The following is a 19,948-nucleotide window of genomic DNA, read 5'->3' as shown; positions in this document are numbered from 1 at the left end:
TCCCACGCCTCGATCGTTGGGTCGTAAATGGCCAGCTTGGTCTTGGTGGCGCTCCGCGGCAGCAGCTGGGCGTAGTTTTTTTTGTTGTCGGGGCCCGAAGCCGCGCTCAGGCTGGAAAAGTATCCTTTGATCGCGCGCGCGTCGGGATTGGAAAGGCTGAAGCCCGAGGGATCGCCACTGTCGCGAAAAGCCCTGGCCAGCAGCCGGTTGCTCTGGACTTCATGGGCGGCCAGCGGCGGCTCGTTGCCTTCGCTTTCCCAGCGCCAGGCTTTTTCGCCGAAGGCCTCAACGGTCGAAAAACCCGCTTCCTTTCCCGTTCTTAAAACTGTTTCAAGCACTGGGCCCACCGTTGACGAACAGCTTATTGATCTTGATGGTCGGCTGCCCGACCCGCACCGGCAGGGTCTGGCCGTTCTTCTGGCAGTAGCTGATGCCGCGGTCATACTTGAAATCGTTGCCGACCATGCCGATGTCGTTCAGGATTTCCCGGATCCGGCCGCTGACGGTCAGGCTGCCGAGCGGCGCGGTCAGGCGCCCCTTTTCGATCAGGTAAGACTGGCGGATGTGGAAGAAAAAACGGCCGGCGCCGAAATCGAGCCCGCCGTCCCCGAATTCCCTGGCATAGATGCCGTACGGAGTCGAAGCCAAGATCTCCTCGGCCGAATAGGCGCCGGGTTGGACATAGATGGCAAACATGCGCGGCAGCGGGATGCAGCTGAAGTCCTCCAGCCGGGCATGCCCCCTTTCGGGCAGGCGCAGCATTTTTTGATAATGGTAGTCGGCGATGAAGCGGCGCAGGACCCCGTTCTCGACCAGCAGCGGTGATGGGCAGGTTTCGCCTTCGTCGTCCACCGATGCATCCCTGAAAAAAGGATCGCGGCTGTCCTGGCAGAGGACGGTCAGGGCCTCGGGGGCGATGGTCTTGCCCAGGTCGCGGCGGACGAAGGGAGAAAAGCCGTGAAAGACGTAATCGGCTTCCAGCGAGTGCCCGAGAATCTCATGGAACAGGATGGCGCCCTCGCCGGCTTGCAGCACCACCGGCACCTGGCTGTTGAAGGCCAGCTGGCGGCAGTTCCTGTCGTGCTCGACCGCTTCGCTGACGCGCCGCTGCAAGCCGTCCAGGTTGAATTTCAAGGCGTCGCTGGAGCCTTCGCCGATTTCCACCGCCAGCGGCTGGTTCTTTATTTTCAGCCTGATCGAAACGCTGTGCAGGTTGGTGGCGGCGCGCCGCTCCTGACGGTGCGTGTTCTGAATGGTGCGCAGGCAGTGCCGGGAGCGGAAAAGCAGCTGCCACTCCTGCAGGCCGAGGCGGCTCAGAAAATCGATCAGCAGACGGTGGTCGGCCATGATCTTCCCGGCCGTTTCGGCCAGGTGCACGGGAAGCGGCCGTCCGCCCGGCTTCCACGCCATGTGCCGGTTCACCTCGTCGCTTGCGATGGTCTCAAAGGCCCGGCTGTGCCAGCGGCCGTCAAAGCTCCGGATCAGCACGCCTCCCCTTCTCTTCAGCGAGTACTCCCGATTGTCCTTGTGGTCCAGGGAGAATTGCATGGAACGCGCGTCCTCATGCAAAAGGGTCTTGAACTTTTCCATCTCCATCGATTGTAGCTGATCGGCAGACTAAAATCAAAGCAGCTCTGTTGGAGCCTGGATAAAGAGATCCCCCCTAACCCCCCTTGGTAAGGGGGGTGGCCCCAGCAGGCAGCACAAACCATTCGCCAGTTCTGGCGAATATGGTTTGTCTGCACCTTTAGAGGGCCGGGGGGATAAAGGCAATGGCCAGTTTAAGAGATCCCCCCTACCCCCCCTTAATAAGGGGGGAATGAAAAGGATAAAAAAAGGATTTTCTGTTATGATACTAAAAGGGGAAGTAATCGTTGGATTGGGACCAAGAAACATTAAAAGAAAGAGACTTAATCTCGACAGGGTTTCATCTGCCTTATAACCCGGATTTAGTTGAACGGGCCCGGGCTATGCGCAAGAACATGACCGTTTCTGAAATAAAGCTGTGGCTAGGTCTGTTGCGTCATTTTAAATACAGGGTGCTTCGTCAACGGCCGATTGATAATTTCATTGTCGACTTCTATTGCCCTAAAATCGGCAAGAAATATGATGCAGAAAGATCACGTATTTTAGAGGGATATGGTTTGAGGATAATTAGGATTGCCAATAATGATGTAAAAAATCATTTCCCCGAGGTTTGTAAAAAGATTAGTACAATCTCAATTACCGATCACAAATAATATAAACCTCTTTATCTTTCTTAACCCCCCTTACCAAGGGGGGTGGCCCCCGCTGGGGGCCGGGGGGATATGAAAACTGGTCATGGCGTTTTTCGAAACCCGCCGCCGTATGCTATAATGGGCTTTTGCCGTTCCGGCATGGACAGGAGGTTGCCGTGGAGAACCAGACAGCGCCCAGCAAGGAAGAAATCAGGCCCAAGGTCCTGAAGAACGGAATTTTTGTCGTCGGCCATCCGCGCAGCGGCACCTCGCTGGCCTGCCAGTTGCTCAAGAGCGCCGGCGTCGATTTTCCCAGCGATTTCGGGGGCGATGAATACAACAAGTCGGGGTACTTCGAACTGGAGCTGGGGAAGGAACTGGAAAAAAAGCTGATCGACAAAGCCATGACCGAGGAGAACGTCGTCGAGCTGAACAAGATCATCGAACGTTTGAACAGCGGCGGCGGGCTGACCGGGCTGAAGATCGTCCATGTCCCGGCGCTCTTCTTCTTCCGCCACATCGCCAAGGACAAGAAGATCCGCGTGGTCTTCATTTTCCGCAACCCGGCCGACGTCCGCTCCAGCATGTACAAGCGCGGCATTTCGCAGTTCAAGCTCAGTTGGTTCGACAACAACAACGCACTGATCGCCGCCCACGAGAACATCCCCAAGAGCATCGTCATCAGCTACGAAGCCCTTCTGCGCAGGCACACGGGCATCCAAAGGGCCTTCAAGAAACTGGGTTTCAACGTGGACATGAACGTGATCCGCAAGGACGAGCAGACGCAGCGCAACAGCCGGATCGTGCTCAGCGCGGACGAAAAGAGACTGTACAAGGTCCTTAAAAAACTCGAAAAAAAGAGCTTCGGCTAAGCGGGCAACAAGGAGCCACCATGGAGAAGAAAATGGAAAAGAAAGAGGAAAAAATAGAGATCATCGACCTTTATGCCGAGCATGTCTACGCCAACCTGGTCTCCTTCAACGTCAACCCCGAGGAGATCTGCCTGGGCATGGGCATCCGCGACGTGAAGGAACCCACCCGGGTCAACATCCATACCTACGCCCACATGACCATCCCCCATTTCCTGCGCTTCGCCGACCTGGTGAACAAACAGATGGACCTGCTGATCGAAAAAGGGGTGATCTCGCGCGAGCCCGAGCAATAAACCCGCGGCGGGCTATTTTATTCTTTCCAGTAAATAGGCGCTGACGATATATTCCGGGTCGTACGACTTCTTGGCCTGGCGCAACCCCTCGATACCCAAGTCCTGCTCGCGGTTGATGTACTTGTACCTGGGGGAAAGTGCCTTCGCCGTTTCCCAGTTGATCAGCTGGCCGATGCCCTTGAGCTCGGGGGCGAATTTTTCAAAGTGCACGTCAGCCATGTTGCTGCTCAGTTGCGAGAAGACCGAAAAAGCGGCCATCTCGTTGCCGACGGAAATCTTCAAGCCCTGCAGCTCCAGGTCGCCGAAGTTGCCCAATGCCCGTTTCAGCGCCGATGTCTCGTGGTTGAAATCGTTTTCCACGCAGGTGCGCATCCGGCACCATTTCTCGGACAACTCCAGGCAGGCGTCCAGGTCGGAAGGCTGGAGCGGCAGGCTGACGTAATCGGGGTACAGAGCCAGGAACTGGTTGATCAGGTTGCGTTTTTTGTGCAGCTTGTTGCCGGCGAGATCGACCAGCTTTTGGCTGGCATAGATGTAATCGCCGTTGTCCAGGTCGATGGTCACCTTGAAGAAATCGCCCAGGCGGGGATTGTCCTTGACAAAATCCGGGTCGACCAGGACGAAGTTGCCGCTCTTGCCCGCGCGCCGCAGCATGTCGGAGGCCGCGACCAGTCCGGGCAGCGTCAGCGCCTTGCCCACCGGCATCAGCATCAGGTCATCGTAGCCGTTGTAGATCCAGAGCCGGTTTTCCAGGAACAGCCAGCGCGTCTTGAAGATATCGCCCCACATGAACAGGTTGGCGAAGCTGTAGTCGCAGAAAAAAATGTCGTTGGCCAGCAGCAGCGGCAGGATGGTCTTCTTGTCGGCGAGCCGAACCGGGGAAAAATCATCCAGCTTGACTTTCAGCATGGGTTTTCTTTTTTTTCGCCCAGCTTCATGGGCGTGTAGCCCTCCAGGGCGGCAAACCCGAGGCGCTGGTAGAAGGGGCGCGTGCCCGGCTCGGCGATCAGGCCGATCCAGCCGATGCGGCGGTCGCGCAGGTAGTCGACTATTTTTTCGATGATGCGCTGGCCGATCCCGGCCTGGCGGAACTGATGCTGGACCACCACGTCCTGGATGTAGGCGTCGCTGATCCCGTCGGAGACGGCCCGGCCCATGCCGATCAGTTCGCCGCCGCGGAAAGCGCCGACAAAACAAAAGGATTGGCGTACCAGGGTATCGATCCAGGCGCAGCCGTCGGCCGTATCGTCTTCCTGCTGCCACCAGCCGGCTTCCTGGTACAGTTTTTTAACGGAATCGCGATCCGCGCGCGTGATGATTTTTATTTCGACGTCGTCCTGGTTCATCGGTGTCGACCGGAATCGGTCGCACGTACTATAGCAAAAGCGGCGGCGCCTGTCAAGAAACGATGCCCGCGCCCAGTTGCCAAAATGAACGATTTGCGGTAATATGGGTTTTCTTGGAGGTCAACCCATGCCATTCAACCTGAAAGGAAGACATTTTCTGTCCATGAAAGACAACACCCCGGAGGAGATCGATTTCCTGCTGCAATTGTCCATCAAATTGAAACAGGACAAGTACGCCGGGCTGAGGGGGAAAAACCTGGAGGGGAAGAACATCGCCCTGATATTCGAAAAGCCATCGACCCGCACCCGCTGCGCCTTCGTGGTGGCCTGCGTCGACGAGGGCGCTCATCCCGAATACCTCGGCAAGGACGACATCCAGCTGGGGAAGAAAGAAACGGTCAAGGACACGGCCCGAGTCCTGGGCCGCATGTTCGACGGCATCCAGTTCCGCGGCTTTAAGCACGAAACCGTGGAGGGACTGGCGCAATACGCCGGCGTGCCGGTCTGGAACGGCCTGACCGATCTCTACCATCCGACCCAGGTGCTGGCCGACTTCATGACCGTGCTCGAGGTCAAGGGACGCCTGAAGGGCATCACCTTCGTCTACGTGGGAGACGGCCGCAACAACATGGCCAATTCGCTGATGATCGGCGCCGCCAAAATGGGCATGGATTTCCGCATCGTCGCCCCCAAAACGCTCTTCCCGGCCAGGGAACTGGTCAACGAATGCCGCGAGTTCGCCGTGGAAAGGGGCGCCATCATCACCATCACCGACGACATCGGCGCCGGCGTCAAGGGCGCCGACGTGGTCTACACCGATGTCTGGGCGTCGATGGGCGAAGAGGAACAGATCCCCGAACGCATCAAACTGCTGAAAGGCTACCAGATCAACCGCAAATTGTTCGACCAGACCGGCAACCCGGAATGCACCTTCCTCCACTGCTTGCCCGCCTTCCACAACAGCGAAACAAAGCTGGCCAAGCAGTTCCCCGACATCTGCGAAGTGAGCGAGGAAATCTTCGAAAGCAAACACGCCCAGGTTTTCCCCCAAGCCGAGAACCGGGTGCATACGATCAAGGCGGTCATGGTAGCCACGCTGGGCAAATAAACGCCGGCCTTCATCCGCTTTTTTTTATTCCGCTTGCGCTCAGTGCAGAATATTGATCTCGTCGCCAAAAATGCAGATGCAGTTTTTGCCGGCCCTTTTTCCGGAATACATGGCCTGGTCGGCCTTTTCGATCAATTCCCTGCCGACGACAGCGTGGGTCGGGAAGGAGGCGATGCCGATGGTCACGCTCAGCGGCCCGATGGCCTTTTTTTCAAACGACTGAAACTCGCAAGCGGCGATTGATTTCATGATCCGGCGGCACACCGGCAGGGCTTCCTTCTCCGAGATTTCAGGCAGGATGACGGTAAATTCGTCTCCGCCGTAGCGGGCGACGAAATCGCAGCTGCGGATCTGGGTGGTCAGCAGGGAAGCCACCTTGACCAGGACCATATCCCCGGTCAGGTGGCCGTGGGCATCGTTGCATTTTTTAAAGTCGTCGATGTCGATGATCAGCAGGGTCAACGGCCGATGGTAGCGTAGCTGGCGGTCGATCTCCAGCTGCAGCACGTAGTTGAAGTGCCGGTAATTGCTGATCTTGGTCAACTCATCGCGGTTGGAAAGGTCCTTGTAGTACTCCGTTTCCATGGCTTTTATCCTCAGCGAGCGGGTCTCCAGCACGCGGTTGATGATGAAAACGACATGGTCGAGCTTGAGCGGCTTGGTGATAAAATCGGTGGCCCCGGCTTTGATTGCCTCGACCGCGTACTCGATCGAAGCAAAACCGGTCATGACCAAAACCGGGATGTCCTTGCCCATGTCACGGATGGCACGTGTCATGGAAATGCCGTCCATCTCGGGCATGACCAGGTCGGTGAGCACCAGGTCGAAATCCGTTTTTTTCAGGATTTTCAGCGCCTGGGCGGCGCTGGCTACCGAAAGCACCATGAAATCGTTCAACTGCAGGAATTCCTCAAGCGCCTCGCGCTCCACCGGATCGTCTTCCACGATCAGGATCTTCTTGGCCAGCTCATCGCTGGTATGCTCCGGCACAAGGGATTTTTCCAAGCCGGTGCCCGATTCTTCAAGCATGCTAAAAATCACTTGCAAACGCCGCAGTTGCCATTTTTCTCATTACCCCATTAAAACATAAAACTCTCTTCCGGAATTATAAATAAAAAATAAAACAATTTCAAGCATGGATGTCAAACGGACAATGGCCGCGTTGAATTCATTCCGCTTTCTCCGGGCAGGGCTTCCTGGCAAAAGCCGGCAGATGATACTCGGCCATCCTGTCGATGATCGCCTGGCAACGCGCCGCTGCAGGCAATCCCATCGAAAGCACCTTGAACATGCCATCCTCAACGACGACCCGGAAGCGCAGGTCGGGGAAAATTTCTCCCAGCGTTACCAGCAGATCTTCGGCATTCTCGCGCAAAGAGAATGCCCCCGCCTGCACGCAGCATGCGCCGTCGGTTGGGCCCCCTTCTGGGCCGCCTTGAGCCAGGACCCCTTCGGGTCCGTCTTTAGACAGTCCCCTATCTGGGACGCCTGCAAGCAGCCCGTTACCCAACCAGCGGACCAGGCGGAGGGTGACCGGCGCGGTTCCCTTCTCGACCATGCCCAGCCTCTGAGCTGCCTGGCGCGACAGATCGATGATCCGGTCCTTCAAAAAAGGCCCGCGATCGTTGATGCGCACCAGCACTTTCTGCCCGTTTTCCAGGTTTTCCACCTCCAGCAGCGTATGAAAAGGAAGGGTCTGGTGGGCGGCGGTGAGTTTGTTCATGTCGTAAATCTCGCCGTTGGCGGTGAGCCTGCCGTGAAAATCATCGCCGTACCACGAAGCTGTCCCCGTCTGATATAAATCGCTGCTGCGGATTTCCTCCTTGGGAGCCGGCTCGGAGGGCTGGGAGTCTACGACCGTCCCCTTGGGGGGCTGGGCGTCTACGACCGTCCCCTTGGGGGATGGAGGTTCGCTGCGGATGCTTTTCCCGGCCGAACAGGAAACGGCCGTCAGCAGCAGGCAGATCATCGCCGGAGTCGTCCATATCCGCATGCGCCAATTATAACAGAAACAGCTTGGGCAAGGCAAAAAAGCGAGCGTGCAGGATGTTTGTTTTTTGTGTTTGCGGCCAGTTGTTGTATAATAAATTAAGTATAATTGCTAAACAAAATGGGAGTCATTCATGAGCATTGACGATCTGCTGAAAATCAGCGTTGAACGAAATGCGTCGGATTTGCATCTCAAGGTCGGCAACCACCCGGTGATCCGCATCGACGGCACCCTGCATCCGCTGGTCGAACTGAAGCGCCTGATGCCCGAAGACACGATCGCCATGGCGTTCGCCATAATGAACAGCGAGCAAAAGGAAAAATTCAAGCGCGAACACGAGATCGACATGGCCTACAGCATCCCCGGCCTGGGACGATTCCGCTGCAATGTCTTTTACCAGCGCGGCGCCGTGGGCATGGTCTTACGGATCATTCCCACCCAGATCAAAAGCATCGTCGACCTGAACCTGCCGCTGGTGCTCGAAAAGATTTCCCAGGAGATGCGCGGCCTGATCCTGGTCACCGGAACGACCGGCAGCGGCAAATCCACCTCGCTGGCCGCCATGATCGACTACGTCAACCTCCACCGCAACGAGCATATCGTCACCATCGAAGACCCGATCGAATACCTGCACCGCGATAAAAAGAGCATCATCAACCAGAGGGAGGTCGGCTCGGACACCAACGATTTCGCCAAGGCCCTGCGCAGCGCCCTGCGCCAGGATCCCGACGTCATCCTGGTCGGAGAAATGCGTGACCTGGAGACCATCGAGACCGCGCTGCTGGCCGCCGAAACCGGCCACATGGTCCTCTCTACCCTGCACACCCTGGATGCCCCGGAAACCATCAACCGCATCATCTCCATGTTCCCTCCCCATCACCAGAAGCAGATCCGCATCCAGCTGGCGTCGGTCCTGAAGTCGATCATCTCCATGAGGCTGCTGCCGCGCAGCGACGGCAAGGGCCGGGTGCCGGCCGTCGAGATCCTGATCAACACGCCCTTCATCCAGGACTGCATCGTGACCCAGGAGAAGACCAAGCTGATCAAGGAAGCCATCTCCCAGGGCATCTCGCAGTACGGCATGCAGACCTTCGACCAGTCGCTGTATTTCCTCTATCTCAAGAACTTGATCTCGTTCGAGGAAGCGCTGAAGTGGGCCTCCAACCCCGACGAATTCAAGCTCAAGAAAATCGGCATCCAGAGCACCAAGGACATGTCGATGGAGGAAATGGAAAAAAGGATGTCCGATATCGGCAACGGCGAAAAGCCGAAAAAAATGCCCGAGGATCCGACCCACGATCACCATCTGCTGGAAATCGAATAATGGCCAGCCATTCCGAGATCCGGCGCATATTTTTTGATTACTTCGGCAAAAAAAAGCACCAGCGAGTCCTGTCGTCGCCGCTGATCCCGGCCAAGGACCCGAGCCTGCTGTTCACCAATGCCGGCATGAACCAGTTCAAGGGGGTATTTCTCCAGGAGGAAAAGCGCGAATACAAGCGGGCGGTCAGCATCCAGAAATGCATGCGCGTGTCCGGCAAGCACAACGATTTCGACGAGGTGGGCAAGACCGATTTTCACCACACCTTTTTCGAAATGCTCGGCAATTTCTCCTTCGGCGACTATTTCAAGGAAAAGGCCATTGCCTACGCCTGGGAGCTGCTCACCGGCCATTACCATCTGCCGCCCGACCGCTTGTGGATCACCGTTTTCAAGGACGATGACGAAGCCTTCCGCATCTGGCAGGAGGGCATCGGCATCCCGGAGCGGAGGATCGTTCGCCTGGGCGAGAAGGACAATTTCTGGCAGATGGGCGAAACCGGCCCCTGCGGGCCCTGCTCGGAGATCCATTACGACCGCGGCGCGGAATTCGGCGCGGCCGGGTTCGTTGACGGCAACCGCCGCTATGTTGAGATCTGGAACCTGGTCTTCATGCAGTATTTCCGCGATGAAACGGGCGCCCTGCTCCCGCTTCCGGCCCCGGCGATCGATACCGGCATGGGCATGGAGCGCCTGACCGCCATCCTGCAGAACGTTTCCAGCAACTACCGCACCGATCTTTTCAAGCCGATCATCGAGCACACCGCCGCCCTGGCCGGCGTCGATCCCCTGGATCCGGCGCTCCAGGTCGACCTGAACGTGGTCGCCGATCACATCCGCGCCCTGACCTTCCTGATCGCCGACGGCATCATGCCGGCCAACGACGGCCGCGGCTACGTCCTGCGCCGGCTGCTGCGCCGGGCCGTCAAGCACGGTAAGGCGCTGAATTTCAAGGGCAATTTCCTGGACCGGATCAGCGCCGCGGTCATCGCCGTCATGAAGCCTTTCTATCCCGAGCTGGAACACAGCCAGGAGTTCATCCGCAAGGTGATCGGCGCCGAAGAGGAGCGTTTCAACCGCACCCTGGTCAACGGCCTGAAAATATTCGAAGAACTCCTGCAAACGGCCGGCGAAAAAAAGCAGCCGCTGCTCTCCGGCAGCGACCTGTTCCGCCTCTCCGATACCTACGGCTTTCCCCTCGATTTTGCCCGCGACCTGGCCATGGAAAAGGGCATTGGCATCGATGTCGAGGCTTTCCAGCGCGAATTGCAGGGGCAAAAAGACCGCTCGCGGCTCAGCCTGCAGCAAAAGCGCAAGGAGATCGGCACGCTAAAGAACAGCGAGCGCTGGACGACCGAGTTCAGGGGCTATGACGAACTCCAGCTCGAAGCCGGCCTGCTCGCCATCTACGTCGACGGCAACGAGGCCCAGCAGATGGAGGAAAGCGAAAAGGGCGTCCTCATCTTCGACCGCACGCCGTTCTACGCCGAGAGCGGCGGCCAGGTCGGCGACAGCGGCAGCGGCAAGAACGACAGCGTTTTTTTCGAGGTCGTTGACAGCAAGAAAACGCCGGCCGGCGCCGTCCTGCATCAGGTGGTGTTGAAAAAAGGCACCCTGCGGCTGAAGGATCATGCCTGGCTGGAAGTGGACCAAGAGCGACGCCGCCACATCACCGTCCACCATACCGCCACCCACATGCTGCAAGCCGCCTTGCGCGAGGTGCTGGGCCTGCACGTCAAGCAGGCCGGGTCGCGCGTCGGTCCCGACAAGCTCCGTTTCGATTTCACGCACTACAATGCCTTGAGCGCGGAAGAATTGGAAAAAGTCGAGTATGCGGTCAACGCCAAAATCAGGGAAAACATCTCCGTGGCCAAAACCGTCCAGGGCTACGAGGAAGCCGTCGCCAGCGGCGCCATCGCCATTTTCGATGAAAAGTACGGCGATACGGTCCGGGTGGTCGCCATGGCCGATTTTTCCAGGGAACTATGCGGCGGCACCCATTTGCAGGCCAGCGGTGAAGTCGGATTTTTCAAGATCGTCAGCGAAGCGTCTATCGCCGCCGGCGTGCGCCGGATCGAAGCCGCGGCCGGAGAGCCGGCCTTCCTGTACCAGCAAAAAACGTTCCATATCTTCGGCCAGCTCCTCGGCCATTTTGGCCAGAAAGCCGAAACGATCCTCGATTTCCTCAAAAATATGGAAACGCGCCTGCGCGAAAGGGAAAAACAGTCCAAGAAGGAGACCCCGGCCGTGGGCCAGGACATTGACGGGATGATCGGCCAGGCGCTCCAGCTGAACAGTGCCAAGGCCGTGATCGGCCAGGTCGATATCGCCGACCGCCAGCAGCTCGGCGACCTGGCCGAAGCCGTCAAGAACCGCATCCAGGGAATCGCCGTCCTCTTTGCCAACCTGGAGGGGAAATCCCTGATCGCCGTCGCGGTCCACCCGAACTTGACAGCCGAATTCAACGCGAATATAATAATCAAGAAGATTGCGCCCATGGTTATGGGCAAGGGAGGCGGCCGAAAGGATTTCGCCCAGGCCGGCGGCGAAGCCATCGCCGAAGCGGAGGAATTCAAGGGCAAAATCAGCCGCCTGCTAAAAGACCGCCATGAAACGTGAAATAGCAGCTCTCTTGGTTGCCTGGCTGTGCAGCGGCGGCCTTTATGCCGGCCTGATCGTCCGCCAGGACAAGAACGGCCATATCGTATTGACCAATACCATGGATCCCGAATCGATCCGCAAGGGAACCATCGACTTCCTGCCCTCTTCCCATTCCACCGTGATTCCCGTCCCGTACAAGGAAAAAATCCAGTCCCTGACCCAGAAGCACGACCTGCGCGAGGACCTGGTCATCGCCGTGGCCAAGGCCGAATCCAGCTTCAACCCCTTTGCCGTTTCGCGCAAGGGCGCGGTGGGGCTGATGCAGCTGATGAAGGATACCGCCCGCCAATACGGGGTATACAACCGCTACAATGCCGGCGACAACCTGGAAGCCGGCGTGAAGCATTTGAAATATCTCTACCAGAAATACAACCAGAACATTCCCCTGACCCTGGCCGCTTACAACGCCGGCGAAGACACGGTCAGCAGGTACAACGGCGTCCCCCCTTACCGGGAAACCAAGCAGTACATCCGCCGCGTGATGTCGCTGATGGGGATGAGCTACACCTTTTCCGTCTCGACCCCGGCCAGGATGAAAATCTACAAATACACGACCGCCGCCGGCAAGACCATCATCACCGACACGCTGCCGGCCGACATCACCGGCGCCATCGAGATCATCAACTAGGAAGCGACGTTGTCAGAAAGCAGAGCCAAACAAATCAAGGGGCTGGGCAAAAGCGTTTTTTTGGGAGGCGGCGCGGCCGGCATCCTCTCCATTTTTCCGGTCATCAACCTGCTCAACCTCTTTTTCATGCTCTGGATCGCGCTGGGCGCCGCCCTGACCATCTACCTGCTCGGCAAGGAGAACCCGGGGCTTGGCAAGGGCGACGCGTTCCTGGCCGGAGCCTTGAGCGGCCTGGTCGCCGGCGCCATGTTCGCCTTTCTCAGCCTGATGACCATCCTCGGCATCACCCAGGAAAAGCTCGAGGCGCTGCTGGAAAAAGCCAAGGCCATCGCTCCCCTGCTGGACGCGGACATGACCCGCACCCTGCAAAGCGGCCAGTTCAAGGCCATCATGATCCTCAGCGTCGGACTGTTCGTATTCATGGCCATTGCGGCCGGGGGGATCGCCGGGCTGATCGCCAGAAAATTCTTTTACCGCCCGGCGGAGACTCCGCATGAATAAAGTCCATGTCATCGTCAATCCTTTCTCCGCCCGCGGTCAAACCGAAAGAAAATGGGAAACGATCCGCCTGGCGATCAAAGCGCATTTCCGGGAATTCAAATATGTTTTCACTGAAAAACCTCTCCAGGCGACGGAGATCGCCAGGGCACTGATCAAGGACGGCTTCGACCTGATCATCGGCGTCGGCGGCGACGGTACGATGAACGAAATCAGCAGCGGTTTTTTCAGCGATTACTCCGGAAAAACCATCAACCAGGATGCCGCCCTGGGCATGATCCCCTCCGGCACGGGATCGGATTTCATCCGCTTCATGAAAGTCCCCCGGGAGTTCGAAAAATCGGCGGCGCTGATCAAGAACGCGAAAAACAAAAAAATCGATATCGGCAAAATCAGCTATGGCGGCGCCTCGGCGCACGAGCAGTATTTCATCAATGTCGCCGATTTCGGACTGGGCGCCGAGGTGATCCGCAGGATCGCCAACGTGCAGTCGGGTCGGCGCGGCGCCCTGACCTATTACCGCGGCCTCCTGGCCACGCTGATGACCTACCGCAGCAAGACCGTCACCCTGACCGTCGACGGCAGGGAGCAGCTGCAGGGCGAATACCTGATCGGCGCCGTGGCCAACGGCCGGATTTTCGGCGGCGGCATGATCATCGCCCCGCAAGCCGAAGCCGATGACGGTTTTTTCGACCTGGTGCTGGTCGGAGACATGAAAAAGCTGGAGATCATCCGCAACACCCCGCTTTTGTACTCCGGGACGATCGCCAAAAACCCGAAAGTCTTCATGCTCAAAGCCCGGCATATCAAGGTCGAGTCGCAGGAAGAGGTATATACCGAATACGACGGCGAAATGGGCGGGAAATTGCCGGCCGAATTTTCCATTATCTCCAAAGCCCTCAATTTCAGGATCGGCTGACGAGGCACCCATGAACGCATGGAAAATCAAACGCGCGGCCGCGCGGGAGGTCGGCGATGAACCAGTCCATTAACCAAATTAAGGATTCGCTGCAGGCGGGACAGCCGATCGTGCAGATCATTTCCTACGAAGAGAAACGGGTGGAAAGTTTCCTGAAAAAGCTCTGCCAGCAGGTGCTCAAAAGCCAGAACATCTTTTTCTGGGACTCCCACAACGGGCTCAGCGGCAGCGAGGTCAAGGTCGCCAACAGCCGGGATGCCGCCACGGCCCTTGACGCCGCCCTCAAGACCGCCGAGCCGGCATTTTTCGTGTTCAAGGACCTGAACACGCTGCTGCGCAACGCGCCGGAGCTGGTGCGCAAGATCCGTGAATGCTACCTGCAGTTTAAGAACAACAAGAAATTCCTTTTTCTGCTGTCGGCCGACGATTTTTTGCCGGCGATGCTGAAAAAAGAGATCGATATCTTCACTTTCGAAATGCCCGACTTTGAAGAACTGGAAGGCCTTTGCCTGAAATTCATGGAATCGCTGGAAAAAGCCGGGGTGCAGATCCAGCTCAGCGCCGAGGAGAAAAGGAGTTTCGCGGTCGCCGTCCAGGGCCTGACCCTGGATGAAGCCTATAAGGCATACATGAAGGCGTTCCAGGGGCAAGCGCGCATCCACATCGGCCTGATCGACAAGATCCACCAGGAAAAGAAACAACTGATCCTCAAGGAGAACGTCCTGGAATTCTTCACCCATGTCCTGACCCTCGATGACATGGGCGGCCTGGACAAATTGAAGGACTGGCTGCAGAAAAGAAAAAAAGCTTTTAGCAAGGAAGCCCGTGAATTCGGGCTGGACAAGCCCAAGGGGGTCCTGACCATGGGCATCACCGGCTGCGGCAAGAGCCTGGCCTCCAAGATCATCGCCACCCTCTGGAACCTGCCCCTGTTCCGCCTGGACATGAACCTGGTCTACTCCGGGATCGCCGGCCCGGCCGAGGAAGTGTTCGCCCGCGCCCTGAAGACCATGGACTCGGTGGCGCCGGCGGTGCTCTGGATCGACGAGATCGAAAGCGGCATCAGCGACAAGCACACGGACAGCGCCTCCTCGCGCATCCTGGGCTATTTCCTGACCTGGATGCAGGAGCATACCTCGGAAATTTTCATCGCCGCCACGGCCAACCGCATCGATCTGCTGCCGCCGGAGCTGCTGCGCCGGGGCCGCTTCGACCAGATTTTCTTCATCGACCTGCCCACGCGCAAGGAACGGGAGGAGATCTTCACCATCCACCTGAGCAAGCGCGACAACGATTTGAAAAAATTCAACATCCCCCAGCTGGCGCAGATCACCAAGAACTGGTCCGGGTCGGAAATCGAGCAGGTGATCATCTCGGGCATGTACGAGGCGTTCAATGAAAACCGCAAGTTGATCGAGGATGACCTGTTCGTCATCTTCGGCAATTCCGTGCCCATGGCCACGACCATGGAAGAGCAGATCAAGAAGATCCGGAGCTGGGCTCACAACCGCGCCGTGCGGGCGTCATCCGATAAGGAATATTGAACAAACCGGGCTCGGTTTACGGTAGACAGCATACGGCGTACGGTGAGGAAAACGGCAATCATCATGGAGCTTCGATTGGTTGCGGTTGCCGTACACCGTCAACCGTATGCCGTACGCCGAGTTTCCAGGTCCTTCTAGCTCCATGCCCACTCCCACCCGCTTCGCCTGCGACGTCATGCTCGGCAAAACGGCCAAGTGGCTGCGCATGCTGGGCGTCGACGCCTTTTACGACAACCGCGCCGAAGACGCGGAGCTGAAAAAAATATGCCTCGAAGAAGCGCGCATCCTGCTGACCAAGGATGTGGCCTTGCATGACGCCATGCCCGGCGGCTCCAGCCGCCTGGTTGAAGCGGTCCATCCGCGCGAGCAGCTGCTGGAGATCGTCGCCGCTTTCCACCTGGAACCCGCGGCGCTGCCGCCGCGCTGCTTGCTCTGCAACGGCGAGCTGGCCGCCATCGAAAAGGAACGGGTCAAGGAGTTGGTTCCGCCCTACGTCTTCCGCACCCAGGAGCGCTTCCAGCGCTGTTGCCATTGCCGGAAGATCTACTGGCAGGGGACCCACCTGGGCAAGATAAACACCTTTATCGAGACGATCAGGAAATTTTCTGGTTGATCAGGGTGGCCTGGTAGGCGGCGCCGAAGCCGTTGTCGATGTTGACCACCGCAATCCCGCCGGCGCAGGAGTTGAGCATCGAGAGCAACGCGGCGACGCCGTTGAAGCTGCTGCCGTATCCCACCGAGGTTGGGACGGCGATGATCGGCGTCGAGGTCAGCCCGGCCACGACCGACGGCAGCGCCCCTTCCATGCCGGCCACCACGATGATCACGGCGTAATCATTGAATTTTTCCCGCATCTGCAGGACGCGCGGCAGGCAGGCGACGCCCACATCGTATTCCTTATCGGTGCCATTGCCGAGAAAGCGCGAGGAGACATAGGCCTCCTCGGCGACAGCCTCGTCGCTGGCGCCGGCCGACAGGACCAGTATTTTCCCGCGGTTGACGATTTCCGGCTTGGCGCTGAAGGTCACGATCCGGGCCGCGGCGTGGTAGTGCAGGCCCGGGCATTTCTTGCGCAGTTTTCGGTAGCGTTCGCCATCAATGCGGGTGATCAGGATGTTCTCGCCCATCTCCCTGAACTTGGCGATGATCGAGCGCAGCTGGGCCTCGTTCTTTCCCTGGCCGAAGATGACCTCGGGGATCCCGCGCCGCAGCTTGCGGTGAAAATCGAGCTTAAGATGAATGTCGTTGCTGAAGGGGAGGTTTTCCAACCAACGCAGGAAATCGGCTTCGGACAGACGGCCTTCCTTGAGCGCTTTAATTTTGTGGCGAATGGTTTTCTTCATGGTCTTCCGGTCTGTTTTCCGCGGGCTGGGCGTCTACGACCGTCCCCTTGGGGGGCTGGTTGTCTACAACCGTCCCCGCGGGGGACTTTCCGGCCGCGCCCTCGTTGCGGCTCCTCGCTTCCCGCCATTTGCGCTGGCGCTGGAACAGCGGGTGCGGGCGGTACGGGAATTTGACCGTTTGCGGGTCGACGCCGATGACGTTCTGCCAGTGGTTGTTGCCCAGGCCCTCGCTGTTGGCCAGGGCCAGGTAGGGAACGTCGTCGCCGCTGAACCCCATCACGTGCGTGGCCAGGGCGTCGGCCATGACCGCATCCTCGCTGGCGATGGCAAAACCGTGAAATACCGGGCTGCCCTTGATCGGGCCCTTGCCCTCCATGCCGTACAGGCCGTCGATGACGACCAATGAAGGCTGGATCTGCTTCAGCAGTGCCACGAAGTTGCGGTTGGCCAGCTGCAGCAGCTGGAAATACTTCTCGCTGTGAATGAAATTGATGCGCTTCATCTCCTGGTTGGAAGCGCCGAACATCAGCACCCGCTGCTCCTGTTTCACGAAACCGATCAGGTTGGGAACCGAGAGCGAAACCGGGAAAATGTTGTGCGTCTTGGGCGGGACGATCGAGATCAGGTAATCGGCGGGGAAGCGGCAAAAATAAACCTGCTGGGGGCCGCTGATGGTCTCCACGTTGAGCACCTGGTCGTGCGCCAGGTCGTCGAGGTTGCAGAGCTGCGCGCCCTGCATCTCGATCTCCTTGTATTTGAATTTGTAAAAAATGTCCCATGTGGTTTTACCTGAAAAAAAAGCCCCGTCCGAGCCCTCGATCACCGTGATCTGCGCGATGCCATACTTGTCGCGCAGATAGCGGATCATCGAGTCGACCGTCTCGTAATGGGTGTTGGCGTAGATTTCCTTGGCGCCGGAGAGGTTGATCTTGATGGCCACCCGGTTGCTGGAGCGAATGCTTAAAAACGGCGCAATGGCCTCCATGATCTTTTTGACGACTTCGTTCTGCCGCGTCTCCTTGATCAATACGATTTCTTTGCGCTTCATCTTTGGTTCGCCCTGAAAGGACGGGTGGCATTATACCTTAAAACCACACTTTTTTCTATTTCCGGCGGCCGGGCCACTGTGTTCAATTGGGTCTGACGACAAAAACCAGGATGAACACGATCCAGAAACCGTAAAAGACGACCCTCCAGGCTGGCGGGTGCTTTTCCTTCAGCCAGTTGTAGAAATAGGACAGGGCGAATACCAGCGCTTGCAGGATAAAGAAAAAGAGCAATGCCTGTCCCACGTTCATCGAGTCGTGGAAATAGCGATTTAGCCCGAAGCCGAAAATGGAATTGAAGATGATGAACAGGTGCAATACATACACGAAGAGCGACTCGGTGCCCGCCTTGATCAACACCGACAGTAACGGTCCTTTGAATTTGCGCAGCAGCAGGTCGGCGAACCATAAGACGATGAAGACTCCCCCGGCTTTGTTCAGATTGCCGCCCAGGGTGAGCTCGGCCTTGAAATAACCCTGGGCGGAATGGAGAAAGAACCAGGGGAAAATAGCTACGCCGACCACCAGGAGCAACCTGAAGAAGATCTCCTTTTTCAGCAGCGAATAGACGTAGGCCACGATGACGCCGAGAAACAGGAACCCGGCCCAGGGGAAAATGGGGAAAAGCGAGATGTCGGTGTTGAAATACGGATCGACGGCCGGGTGCAGGTGGATGTGCTTCACCGTTTCCGGCAGTAAAAAGAACAGCACCCCGGCCAGGAGCGAGAACAGGACCACTATTTTTTCATTTTTCAGGATGACGGCTATAATAGTGAACAGCAGCAGGCCGACGCCGATGCACTGCAGGATATCGGTTTTTAAAAATTCGCCGGCCTGGCCCTGGGAGATCTGCCACAGAGTCTTGCGCAGCGAGAAAAACGGAAGATGTATCCAGTAGCCGATGGCGATGACGAACATGATCCGCCGCAAACGCTTGAAAAAGGCCCGGTCCAGGTGGATGTAGTTCTGGCGCTTGTTGTGGAAGGAGAGGAAAGCGGCGAATCCGGAAACAAATAAAAATCCCGGGGCGACCATGCCATGCAGGGTTTCGTGGACCAGGTACCAATGGGCCTGACGGATCGCCGGGAGCAGGTAGGCACGGAACAAATGACCCTGGATCATAAAGAAAAGGACCAAAAACCTGAAAAGGTCGACCGCTTCGACGCGCTTGATCACGCCGACAGTTTCATTTTTCCAGCATTTCCAGTTCATGGTTGATTCCTGGAAATAATAGCTTTAAAAACAAATAAATGCAATCAAAAAGGTGTATATCTTTCGTTTGTTCCTGCTGCAACGATCCCCCCTTCATCCCCCCTTGCTAAGGGGGGTGGACCCGTTGCAGCACAAACCATTCGCCTGCTTAGGCGAATATGGTTTGTCTGCCCCTTTAGGGGGGGCCGGGGGGATAAAGTCCAGCGGATGGTCCGTGCGGCGGCTTGACACCTGCCTGTTTATTCCTCTAAAATGGCCTCATGATTAAAACCAATCCCCCCGTGGAACAGCTTTGCATCGATACGATCAGAACACTGGCCATGGACGCGGTGCAGGAAGCCAACTCGGGCCACCCCGGAGCCGCGATGGCCCTCGCCCCGGCGGCTTTCACCATCTATAACCGGTTCATGAAATTCAATCCCGCCAACCCCGACTGGCCCAACCGCGACCGCTTCATCCTCTCGGCCGGCCACGCCTCCATGCTCCTCTACGGTGTGCTGCACATCACCGGCTACGACCTCACTGTGGAAGACATCAAGAAGTTCCGCCAACTCAACAGCCGCTGCCCCGGCCATCCGGAGCACGGGCTGACCCCCGGCGTCGAAACCACCACCGGTCCCCTGGGGCAAGGCGCGGCAGCCAGTGTCGGCTTTGCCATTGCCGAAAAATGGCTGGCGAATTATTTCAACCGGCCGGGCTACGAGCTGATCGACTACGACATCATCGCCCTGGCCGGGGACGGCTGCCTGATGGAGGGGATCAGCGCCGAGGCCGCCTCGCTGGCCGGTCATCTCGGCCTGGACAACCTGATCTGGCTCTACGACAACAACCATATCACCATCGAGGGAAAAACGAGCCTGGCCTTCAGCGAAGACGTGGCGGCCCGCTTCAAGGCCTACGGCTGGCACGTGCAAGCGGTCGCCGACGCCAACGACCTGGCGGCGCTCGA

General features: G+C 57.8%; 20 protein-coding genes and 1 pseudogene. 12 read left to right on the top strand and 9 right to left on the bottom strand.

The window, feature by feature from the left end; translation table 11 throughout:
* Window positions 1-338, bottom strand: a 338-nt coding sequence (locus NTW95_03880; GenBank protein ID MCX6556561.1) for a hypothetical protein, incomplete at its 3' end; no start/stop codon positions are given.
* Window positions 331-1,590: a TldD/PmbA family protein gene (locus NTW95_03875; protein MCX6556560.1), complete on the bottom strand. Its 1,260-nt coding sequence runs from the start codon at window positions 1,588-1,590 to the stop codon at window positions 331-333. The genes NTW95_03875 and NTW95_03880, both read right to left, overlap by 8 nt.
* 284 nt (window positions 1,591-1,874) lie before the next feature.
* Between NTW95_03875 and NTW95_03870 the strand changes: the two genes are divergently transcribed.
* The 3 genes from NTW95_03870 (at window position 1,875) to NTW95_03860 (ending at window position 3,384) form a co-directional block, all read left to right on the top strand.
* Complete coding sequence (locus NTW95_03870) at window positions 1,875-2,240, top strand: DUF559 domain-containing protein (protein MCX6556559.1); 366 nt, start codon at window positions 1,875-1,877, stop codon at window positions 2,238-2,240.
* Between the two features lie 155 nt (window positions 2,241-2,395).
* Window positions 2,396-3,091, top strand: coding sequence for a sulfotransferase domain-containing protein (locus tag NTW95_03865; GenBank protein ID MCX6556558.1), 696 nt, complete (start codon window positions 2,396-2,398; stop codon window positions 3,089-3,091).
* A gap of 20 nt (window positions 3,092-3,111) precedes the next feature.
* Window positions 3,112-3,384: a hypothetical protein gene (locus tag NTW95_03860; protein MCX6556557.1), complete on the top strand. Its 273-nt coding sequence runs from the start codon at window positions 3,112-3,114 to the stop codon at window positions 3,382-3,384.
* Window positions 3,385-3,396: 12 nt separating this feature from the next.
* Here the strand turns inward: NTW95_03860 and NTW95_03855 are convergent, their stop codons facing one another.
* Together NTW95_03855 and NTW95_03850 are read right to left on the bottom strand one after the other, a co-directional pair.
* Window positions 3,397-4,293 (bottom strand): phosphatidylglycerol lysyltransferase domain-containing protein, encoded by an 897-nt coding sequence (locus NTW95_03855; GenBank protein MCX6556556.1) that lies wholly within the window; start codon window positions 4,291-4,293, stop codon window positions 3,397-3,399.
* Window positions 4,287-4,730 (bottom strand): GNAT family N-acetyltransferase, encoded by a 444-nt coding sequence (locus NTW95_03850; GenBank protein MCX6556555.1) that lies wholly within the window; start codon window positions 4,728-4,730, stop codon window positions 4,287-4,289. The genes NTW95_03855 and NTW95_03850 overlap by 7 nt, the downstream gene beginning before the upstream one ends.
* Before the next feature lie 127 nt (window positions 4,731-4,857).
* Here NTW95_03850 and argF point away from each other — a divergent pair, with 127 nt between their 5' ends.
* Window positions 4,858-5,838, top strand: a complete 981-nt coding sequence (argF, locus tag NTW95_03845) for an ornithine carbamoyltransferase (GenBank protein ID MCX6556554.1) — start codon at window positions 4,858-4,860, stop codon at window positions 5,836-5,838.
* Between the two features lie 39 nt (window positions 5,839-5,877).
* On the opposite strand, the gene NTW95_03840 is transcribed toward argF, so the two are convergent.
* Together NTW95_03840 and NTW95_03835 are read right to left on the bottom strand one after the other, a co-directional pair.
* A complete protein-coding gene (locus NTW95_03840; protein ID MCX6556553.1) occupies window positions 5,878-6,867 on the bottom strand; it encodes a diguanylate cyclase in 990 nt (329 codons plus the stop codon).
* Between the two features lie 487 nt (window positions 6,868-7,354).
* Window positions 7,355-7,627: pseudogene (locus tag NTW95_03835) on the bottom strand (septal ring lytic transglycosylase RlpA family protein).
* 334 nt (window positions 7,628-7,961) lie between these two features.
* On the opposite strand from NTW95_03835, the gene NTW95_03830 reads away from it, so the two are divergent.
* The 7 genes from NTW95_03830 to NTW95_03800 all read left to right on the top strand — a co-directional run bounded on the left by NTW95_03830 (window position 7,962) and on the right by NTW95_03800 (window position 16,011).
* Window positions 7,962-9,152, top strand: coding sequence for a type IV pilus twitching motility protein PilT (locus tag NTW95_03830; protein ID MCX6556552.1), 1,191 nt, complete (start codon window positions 7,962-7,964; stop codon window positions 9,150-9,152).
* Entirely contained in the window at window positions 9,152-11,767 is a 2,616-nt protein-coding gene (alaS, locus tag NTW95_03825) for an alanine--tRNA ligase (GenBank protein ID MCX6556551.1), read from the top strand. Before NTW95_03830 ends, alaS begins: the two co-directional genes overlap by 1 nt.
* A complete protein-coding gene (locus NTW95_03820; GenBank protein ID MCX6556550.1) occupies window positions 11,757-12,437 on the top strand; it encodes a lytic transglycosylase domain-containing protein in 681 nt (226 codons plus the stop codon). The genes alaS and NTW95_03820 overlap by 11 nt, the downstream gene beginning before the upstream one ends.
* A gap of 9 nt (window positions 12,438-12,446) precedes the next feature.
* Window positions 12,447-12,938, top strand: coding sequence for a hypothetical protein (locus NTW95_03815; GenBank protein MCX6556549.1), 492 nt, complete (start codon window positions 12,447-12,449; stop codon window positions 12,936-12,938).
* Window positions 12,931-13,854, top strand: a complete 924-nt coding sequence (locus NTW95_03810; protein ID MCX6556548.1) for a diacylglycerol kinase family lipid kinase — start codon at window positions 12,931-12,933, stop codon at window positions 13,852-13,854. The genes NTW95_03815 and NTW95_03810 overlap by 8 nt, the downstream gene beginning before the upstream one ends.
* Window positions 13,855-13,910: 56 nt before the next feature.
* The gene (locus tag NTW95_03805) at window positions 13,911-15,398 is read left to right on the top strand and encodes an AAA family ATPase (protein MCX6556547.1); all 1,488 of its coding nucleotides are present in this window, start codon (window positions 13,911-13,913) and stop codon (window positions 15,396-15,398) included.
* A 142-nt stretch (window positions 15,399-15,540) separates the two neighbouring features.
* Window positions 15,541-16,011 carry a Mut7-C RNAse domain-containing protein gene (locus NTW95_03800; GenBank protein ID MCX6556546.1) on the top strand — a complete coding sequence of 157 codons (471 nt, stop codon included), beginning with the start codon at window positions 15,541-15,543 and terminating at the stop codon, window positions 16,009-16,011.
* On the opposite strand, the gene larB is transcribed toward NTW95_03800, so the two are convergent.
* The 3 genes from larB to NTW95_03785 all read right to left on the bottom strand — a co-directional run bounded on the left by larB (window position 15,992) and on the right by NTW95_03785 (window position 18,999).
* A complete protein-coding gene (gene larB, locus NTW95_03795; protein ID MCX6556545.1) occupies window positions 15,992-16,741 on the bottom strand; it encodes a nickel pincer cofactor biosynthesis protein LarB in 750 nt (249 codons plus the stop codon). The genes NTW95_03800 and larB overlap by 20 nt on opposite strands.
* Entirely contained in the window at window positions 16,713-17,789 is a 1,077-nt protein-coding gene (locus NTW95_03790) for a DUF362 domain-containing protein (protein MCX6556544.1), read from the bottom strand. The genes larB and NTW95_03790 overlap by 29 nt, the downstream gene beginning before the upstream one ends.
* 82 nt (window positions 17,790-17,871) lie before the next feature.
* The gene (locus NTW95_03785; protein ID MCX6556543.1) at window positions 17,872-18,999 is read right to left on the bottom strand and encodes a heparan-alpha-glucosaminide N-acetyltransferase domain-containing protein; all 1,128 of its coding nucleotides are present in this window, start codon (window positions 18,997-18,999) and stop codon (window positions 17,872-17,874) included.
* 260 nt (window positions 19,000-19,259) lie between these two features.
* On the opposite strand from NTW95_03785, the gene NTW95_03780 reads away from it, so the two are divergent.
* The coding region (locus tag NTW95_03780; GenBank protein ID MCX6556542.1) for a transketolase at window positions 19,260-19,948 on the top strand (689 nt) is incomplete at its 3' end.

The organism is Candidatus Aminicenantes bacterium (genome assembly GCA_026393795.1).
Lineage (GTDB): Bacteria > Acidobacteriota > Aminicenantia > UBA2199 > UBA2199 > UBA2199.
This window is presented reverse-complemented; position numbering and strand designations above follow the sequence as displayed.

Bases quoted from the DNA above. Each gene is read 5' to 3' on its own strand.
- NTW95_03875 (MCX6556560.1), bottom strand. From the start codon at position 1,590: ATGGAAAAGTTCAAGACCCTTTTGCATGAGGACGCGCGTTCCATGCAA.
- NTW95_03860 (MCX6556557.1), top strand. From the start codon at position 3,112: ATGGAGAAGAAAATGGAAAAGAAAGAGGAAAAAATAGAGATCATCGAC.
- NTW95_03855 (MCX6556556.1), bottom strand. From the start codon at position 4,293: ATGCTGAAAGTCAAGCTGGATGATTTTTCCCCGGTTCGGCTCGCCGAC.
- NTW95_03850 (MCX6556555.1), bottom strand. From the start codon at position 4,730: ATGAACCAGGACGACGTCGAAATAAAAATCATCACGCGCGCGGATCGC.
- argF (MCX6556554.1), top strand. From the start codon at position 4,858: ATGCCATTCAACCTGAAAGGAAGACATTTTCTGTCCATGAAAGACAAC.
- NTW95_03840 (MCX6556553.1), bottom strand. From the start codon at position 6,867: ATGCTTGAAGAATCGGGCACCGGCTTGGAAAAATCCCTTGTGCCGGAG.
- NTW95_03830 (MCX6556552.1), top strand. From the start codon at position 7,962: ATGAGCATTGACGATCTGCTGAAAATCAGCGTTGAACGAAATGCGTCG.
- alaS (MCX6556551.1), top strand. From the start codon at position 9,152: ATGGCCAGCCATTCCGAGATCCGGCGCATATTTTTTGATTACTTCGGC.
- NTW95_03820 (MCX6556550.1), top strand. From the start codon at position 11,757: ATGAAACGTGAAATAGCAGCTCTCTTGGTTGCCTGGCTGTGCAGCGGC.
- NTW95_03810 (MCX6556548.1), top strand. From the start codon at position 12,931: ATGAATAAAGTCCATGTCATCGTCAATCCTTTCTCCGCCCGCGGTCAA.
- NTW95_03805 (MCX6556547.1), top strand. From the start codon at position 13,911: ATGAACCAGTCCATTAACCAAATTAAGGATTCGCTGCAGGCGGGACAG.
- NTW95_03800 (MCX6556546.1), top strand. From the start codon at position 15,541: ATGCCCACTCCCACCCGCTTCGCCTGCGACGTCATGCTCGGCAAAACG.
- larB (MCX6556545.1), bottom strand. From the start codon at position 16,741: ATGAAGAAAACCATTCGCCACAAAATTAAAGCGCTCAAGGAAGGCCGT.
- NTW95_03790 (MCX6556544.1), bottom strand. From the start codon at position 17,789: ATGAAGCGCAAAGAAATCGTATTGATCAAGGAGACGCGGCAGAACGAA.
- NTW95_03785 (MCX6556543.1), bottom strand. From the start codon at position 18,999: ATGAACTGGAAATGCTGGAAAAATGAAACTGTCGGCGTGATCAAGCGC.